This window comes from Pantoea sp. GbtcB22, from assembly GCF_019091025.1.
Classification (GTDB): Bacteria; Pseudomonadota; Gammaproteobacteria; order Enterobacterales; family Enterobacteriaceae; genus Pantoea; species Pantoea leporis.
Map to the genome: position 1 here is coordinate 1 of NZ_JAGXKB010000863.1, position 236 is coordinate 236.

A 236-nucleotide genomic window follows, 5' to 3' on the forward strand; every position below is an offset into this window, starting at 1 on the left:
ACTGCCTTCACTGGTGCTCAACTACTTTGGACAGGGCGCGCTGCTGCACAAACATCCTGAAGCGAACAAAAACCCGTTCTTCCTGCTTGCGCCGCATTGGATGCTGATCCCGCTGTTGATTCTCGCCACCTTAGCCACAGTGATCGCCTCGCAAACGGTGGTATCCGGCGTGTTCTCATTAACGTGTCAGGCAGTGAGTCTCGGCTATTTGCCGCCGATGCGCATTGTGCGCACCT

At 55.9% G+C, this 236-nt stretch carries 1 protein-coding gene; it reads left to right on the top strand.

What is annotated here, in order from left to right:
• A partial coding sequence (locus KVT28_RS26890; protein WP_217551378.1) for a KUP/HAK/KT family potassium transporter occupies positions 1-236 on the top strand: 236 nt, incomplete at both ends.